This window comes from Fusobacterium sp. JB019 (assembly GCA_030673965.1).
Classification (GTDB): domain Bacteria; phylum Fusobacteriota; class Fusobacteriia; order Fusobacteriales; family Fusobacteriaceae; genus Fusobacterium_B.
The window spans coordinates 1-5878 of record JAUTCN010000012.1 but is presented as its reverse complement, the minus strand read 5'-3'; the positions used below and the strand labels follow the sequence as shown (position 1 = coordinate 5878).

Here is a 5878-nt window from a genome sequence, read left to right as displayed (position 1 = left end):
ACCTGGAACTTCTGGGAAACTTTTTGCAGCTATGGGCAATGAAAATGTAAATATTAGAGTAATTTCTCAAAGTGCTGATGAATTAAATATCATTATCGGAGTTGATAATAAAGATTTTGAAAAATGTATTAATGTAATTTACAACAATTTTATCGTATAAAGGAGTGAATATGAAAAAATATAATGTAGGAATACTAGGAGCTACTGGAGCAGTAGGTCAAGAAATGATTAAATTATTAGAGGAAAGAAATTTCCCTATAGAAAATATTAGATTTTTTGCAAGTTCAAGAAGTGCAGGAAAAGAAATTAATTTTAAAGGTGTTAAATATTTTATAGAAGAAGCTAAAAAAGGCATATTTAAAAATATAGATATCCTACTTGGAGCTTCACCTAATGATTTAGCCAAAGAATTAATCCCTTCAGCCATAGAAGAGGGATGTGTTGTTGTTGATAACAGTAGTGCCTTTAGATTAGATGATAATGTTCCTCTAGTGGTCCCTGAAGTTAATCCTGAGGCTGCTAAAGATCATAAGGGCTTAATCGCAAATCCAAACTGTGCTACAATCATTGGTCTTGTTGCAATTAATAAATTAAATTCATTTAATAAGATTAAAAAAATTATAGTTTCAACTTATCAAGCTGTATCTGGAGCTGGGGCTGGAGGAATAACTGAATTAGATGAGCAAGTTGCAGCTATTTCACAAAATAAAGAAGTTAATCCTAAAGTTTTTTCTCATCAAATAGCTTATAATCTTATTCCACAAATTGGTGGCTTCAATGATATGGGATATAGTTCTGAGGAAATGAAATTCCAAAATGAAGGTAAAAAAATACTTGGGAATGAAGATTTAAAAGTTAATTGTACATGTGTAAGAGTTCCTGTATATAGAAGTCACTCTGAATCAATAACTATTGAATTTGAAAATGAAATGGATATTAAAAAAGCTGAAGAAATACTTAAAAATTCACCTGGAGTTAAATTTATTCCTACAGAAAAAGATGGAAATCTTCCTATGCCACTTGATACAAGTGATCAAGATTTAGTTTTTGTTGGAAGACTAAGGTATGACATGAGTAGAGATGATAAGAAAGGGTTATCACTTTGGTGTTGTGGAGATCAAATAAGAAAAGGTGCTGCAACTAATGCTATCCAAATTGCAGAACTTTTAATAAAATAAACTATATTTTATTCCTTCAGTTTAAAAACTGAAGGAATTTTTATTTAATATAAACCTGTTTTATCCATATATTTATCTAATTTTTTCAATCTTTTTTTAGATTTTTCTTTACAATTATTACTAATAAGATTTATAAGTATTTCAATTGATAACATTGTACCAGAAAGGGAATTTGAAAAATCTACTGAATCTATATTATTTAAAATAACTTTTGTAGCTCCTTCAGCTACTTCAGATGTTATCTTATCTGTAAATACAATAATTTTAGTATTATTTTCCTTAGCAATCTCTAAACTTATTAAAGCATTCTTGGAATATCTAGGAAAACTAAATAGAATTAAAACATCTTGTTCATTAGAATCTATTAACTTATCTTCAAAGCTTTCATTCCCATTAATATTTTGAACATTTGGCAAAATATGAGATAACAATGTAGCAAAAAAATTTGAAATTCCAGAAGAATTTCTAAATCCTGCGATAAATTTTCTATTAGAATTTAATATTAACTTTTGTACTTCTATATATTTTTCATGACTATTACCAATCATATCAGAATCTTTTTTTTTCATAAAATTTTCTCTTGTTAACTCTATTAAATTTTCATTTGATAGTTTTTCATTAGAAATTCTTTCATAGGGTATGTCTGATTTATTCTTTAAATTTTTATTTTCAAAAGCATCTTCTTGAATAATTTTTTTGAATTCTGAAAATTTTAAAAATCCTAATTTTTTAGATAATCTAATTATAGTAGTATCCCCAACATTTAATTTTTCAGCCATAGCTGATGATGTCATAAAGCAAACTTCATCTAAATTTTTTAGTATAAATTCAATTATTTCTTTTTCTTTCTTTGTTAATTTTATATCTTTTAAATATTCTTCTAACTTCATAACAATTACTCCACTTCTGCCATAGCTTCTATCTCAACATGGCATCCATAATTTAAATCCCTAATAGGAACAGCTACTCTTACTGGTCTGTGCTCTCCAAAAAAATCTGCGTATGCTTCATTTGCTTGTGTCCAATATTCATTAGAAGTTATGTATAATCTGCATTGAACAATACTATTTCTGTCTAATCCAACTTCTTTTAATATTTCTTCTATTTTCATTAAAGAACATTTTACTTCTTCTTTTATTCCTCCATGGACAACTTTCCCTGTTTTAGGATCATGTGATGGTTGACCTGAAATGTAAACCATTCCGTTACTTATAATTGCTGGTGTATAATGCCCTTTAGGCTTGCTCTTTCCCATTATTTTTTTCATTTTATTCTCCTTCTTTAATTATTTGAGACATTGAAATATTACCTCCAGATATAACAAAACAAACTTTATCTTTTTTATTAAATTTTAAATTCCCTTGTAATACAGCTCCAATTACACTAGCAGAAGAAAATTCAGAAAGTATTTTCCCTTGGTTTAACAAAATATCTGTTCCTTTTTTTAAATATTCATCTGATGAAAAGGAAAATTTATCAACATTTTTAATAACTATAGGATAATTTTTTTCTCCTGGTTGAATAGTTAATAGAGCATCTGCTAATGATTTCTCTTGATTTAATAAAACTCTTTTACCTTCTTCTAAACTTTTCCCATATCTTCTAAGTCTTTCTGGTTCTATCCCTATTACTTTCACATTAGAATTAATAGATTTAACAGCAGTTGATATTCCTCCAATTAAACCTCCTCCACCAATTGGTACAACTACATAATCTAAATCTTTTTGTTGCTCCATTATTTCTAATCCTATTGTTCCTTGTCCTTCTATTATTTTATAGTCATCATAAGGATGTATTATAGTATAATCATTTTCAACACTTAATTGTTTTGCAATTTTATGTCTTTCACTTAATTCACAAAGAACTGTTTTAGCTCCTAATTTTTGAATTCCTTCTATTTTTATTTTAGGAGCATTTTCTGGTAACACTATAGTTGCTGGTATATTTAATAATTTTGCAGCAAAAGCTACTCCTTTACCATGATTTCCTGAAGAGGCTGCAATAACTCCTTTTTCTATTTTTTCTTTTGGCAAAGATAACATTTTATTTAATGCTCCTCTTATTTTAAAAGAATTAGTTTTTTGCATACACTCAGCTTTTAAATAAACTTCACAATTTAATATTTCATCTAAAATTTCCATTCTTATTAATGGAGTTTTAAAAATATACTCATTTATCCTGTCTTTAGCTTCTTTTATTTTTTCTAAATCAACCATAACTTCTCCTTTTTTAAGAACATTTTAATTCTTTTTATTTTCAAAAAAGAATATTTATATTCTGATTATACTTTTTTATATTTTCAATGTCAAGAAAAAAATTATAGAAAAATACATATTTTTATAATTTTGTAAACCTTAAATAAGTAAAGTAAAAAACTTAAATATTAATATTTCATACCTATCGTTATTTTACTGTAGTTCTATAAATTTAAAAAACAGATATAAAATCCTTATTTTTTTTGATTTACAAAAAATTAAACTTAAATTATTATCATCCTTAAAAAAAACAAGCGTTTTTTTATTTTATGTATCCTTTCAGAAAAAATTAAAACTTTAAATTAAAAATTTTTTTTATTTATATAATTGTTTATTATTTTTATAATCTATACTTTCATATATATTATATGAAATAATTTGAGTATAGTATAATACTTAGTTTTTATATTTATAATTAATCAACTTTAAGTTTATTTTTAACCAAAAGGAGCGAAAACATGAAAAATAAGAAAGGAGAAATCAAAAATAATTTAATTAAAAAATTATTTGGACTTGCTACATACTCATGCGGAATCATTTCTTATGCAGCAGGGGTTATTATTGATGAAGATGCTTTAAGCAAGCATCAAGCCACAATAAGAAAAACAAACAACAATATTGATCAAATAGATATTGTTACACCTAATGAAAGAGGCTTATCTCATAATAAATTTTTAAAGTTTAATGTTAATCAAAGAGGAATGATCTTAAACAATTCATCTCAAATGACGTTAACAGATTTAGCTGGATTAATTTATGGTAATCCTAATTTAAATTTAGGTAAAGAAGCTAAAACAATTTTATCTGAAGTTACAGGTTTAACAAGATCTGAAATAGAAGGTTTTATAGAAATAGCTGGAAAAGAAGCAGAGTTTATATTAGCCAATCCTAATGGAATATATTTAAGTAATGGTGGATTTTTAAATACATCTAAAGTAACTATGACTACAGGTAAATTAGTTGATGAAATAGCTGAAAATGGTGGGATAGTTTTCAAAATAACTGATGGACAAGTTGAGTTAGCAAATGGAGGTTCTATTAACATAGCTAATGTAGATTACTTTAATATACTTTCTAAAGCCGCTAAAATTGGTGGGGCCATTCATAGTGGAAGTTTAAACGATAGCTCTACAAAAGAAATAAAAATATTAACCGGAAGCAATACTTTTAATTATGAAACTGATGAATATACAAGTGAAGAAGATGCAACTAGTAATTATGAATATGGAATAGATGCTAGTGAATTGGGAGCAATGTCTGCTGGAAAAATTACTTTAATTGCTACTGATAAAGGAGTTGGAGTAAATAGTAAAGGAAATTTAGTTGCTAACTCTGAAGATTTAATTATTGACTCTAATGGAAATATTATATTAAAAAATGCTATATCAAAAAAAGGTAATTTTAAAGCAAAAACAAAAGGTAGCTTTACTCAAAAAGGTAAAGATGCTTTAATTTTAGCAGAAAAAAACTTAGAAATTAACGCTAAAGAAAAAGTATCCTTTGAAGGAAATAATGGTTATGCTAAAGGTAAAGATAATGTTAAAATTTCAGGAAAAGAATTAGAAATAAGCAATGGTAGTTCAGTAGTTGCAGTTAATAAAGATTCTTCAGATTTACAGAACATAGAAATAAACACAGAAAAAATTAATATTTATGGAAGTGATTCTAATCTTGCTGCACAAAATAATTTAAAAATTAATATTAGTTCATTAAATGAAGATAATTATATTACCTACAATAACCATAACACTCTATATAATGAAGGAACTATTCAAGGTAAAGATATAATTTTAAATTCAGGAAATATTTACAATAAAAATAACATTCTAGCTCATGAAAATATAAGCATTACATCTAATATTATAAATAATCTTGGGAAAATAACTAGTGGGAACAGACTTAATATTGAAGGTAATACTTCATTATCAAATGAAAAAAATGCAGAAATTTCTTCAAATAATTATTTAAATATTTCAAACTACAATAATATTTTAAACGAGGGAAATATATTAACTAATGGAACTTTAAATATATCTAATATCAATTCCATATTAAACGCTTATAATGGAAAAATAAAATCAAAAGAAGAAACATCTTTGTCCTCATATTTTATAAACAATCAAGGAAGATTCTATTCTGAAGGAAGTATTAATTTTGTTTCTGATAATATAATTAATGAAGGTTCTATCTATGGAAATAATGTTACCCTATTAAGAAAATTAAACGGAAAAGGTAGCTTAATTAATAAATTTGCAGGACAAATTATCTCTGAAAACATTACAAATATTTCTTTTGATAAATTTATTTCAAATGAAGGATCAATAAAAGGTAATGGAGTAACAATAAATACAGAAAACGTTAATAATGATGGAACTATTGTTGCTGGAGATAAATCTTTAGATATTGATGCTAGTAAAAATATTACAAATAAAGGAACATTATTAT

The 5878-nt window shown here is 25.7% G+C and carries 5 protein-coding genes; 2 read left to right on the top strand and 3 right to left on the bottom strand.

Annotated features, from left to right (window positions below):
* Positions 1-170 precede the first annotated feature (170 nt).
* A complete protein-coding gene (locus Q7K47_08155; protein MDP0507172.1) occupies positions 171-1178 on the top strand; it encodes an aspartate-semialdehyde dehydrogenase in 1008 nt (335 codons plus the stop codon).
* A 44-nt stretch (positions 1179-1222) separates the two neighbouring features.
* Here Q7K47_08155 and Q7K47_08150 read toward each other — a convergent pair whose 3' ends face one another.
* Genes Q7K47_08150 through Q7K47_08140 form a run of 3 tightly spaced genes read right to left on the bottom strand, consistent with a single transcriptional unit; the run spans position 1223 to position 3394 of the window.
* A complete protein-coding gene (locus tag Q7K47_08150; protein MDP0507171.1) occupies positions 1223-2068 on the bottom strand; it encodes a MurR/RpiR family transcriptional regulator in 846 nt (281 codons plus the stop codon).
* A gap of 5 nt (positions 2069-2073) precedes the next feature.
* Positions 2074-2445, bottom strand: coding sequence for a RidA family protein (locus tag Q7K47_08145; protein MDP0507170.1), 372 nt, complete (start codon positions 2443-2445; stop codon positions 2074-2076).
* A 1-nt stretch (position 2446) separates the two neighbouring features.
* Positions 2447-3394, bottom strand: coding sequence for a threonine/serine dehydratase (locus tag Q7K47_08140; GenBank protein ID MDP0507169.1), 948 nt, complete (start codon positions 3392-3394; stop codon positions 2447-2449).
* Positions 3395-3891: 497 nt separating this feature from the next.
* On the opposite strand from Q7K47_08140, the gene Q7K47_08135 reads away from it, so the two are divergent.
* A partial coding sequence (locus tag Q7K47_08135) for a filamentous hemagglutinin N-terminal domain-containing protein (protein ID MDP0507168.1) occupies positions 3892-5878 on the top strand: 1987 nt, incomplete at its 3' end.

Bases quoted from the DNA above. Each gene is read 5' to 3' on its own strand.
- Q7K47_08155 (MDP0507172.1), top strand. From the start codon at position 171: ATGAAAAAATATAATGTAGGAATACTAGGAGCTACTGGAGCAGTAGGT.
- Q7K47_08150 (MDP0507171.1), bottom strand. From the start codon at position 2,068: ATGAAGTTAGAAGAATATTTAAAAGATATAAAATTAACAAAGAAAGAA.
- Q7K47_08145 (MDP0507170.1), bottom strand. From the start codon at position 2,445: ATGAAAAAAATAATGGGAAAGAGCAAGCCTAAAGGGCATTATACACCA.
- Q7K47_08140 (MDP0507169.1), bottom strand. From the start codon at position 3,394: ATGGTTGATTTAGAAAAAATAAAAGAAGCTAAAGACAGGATAAATGAG.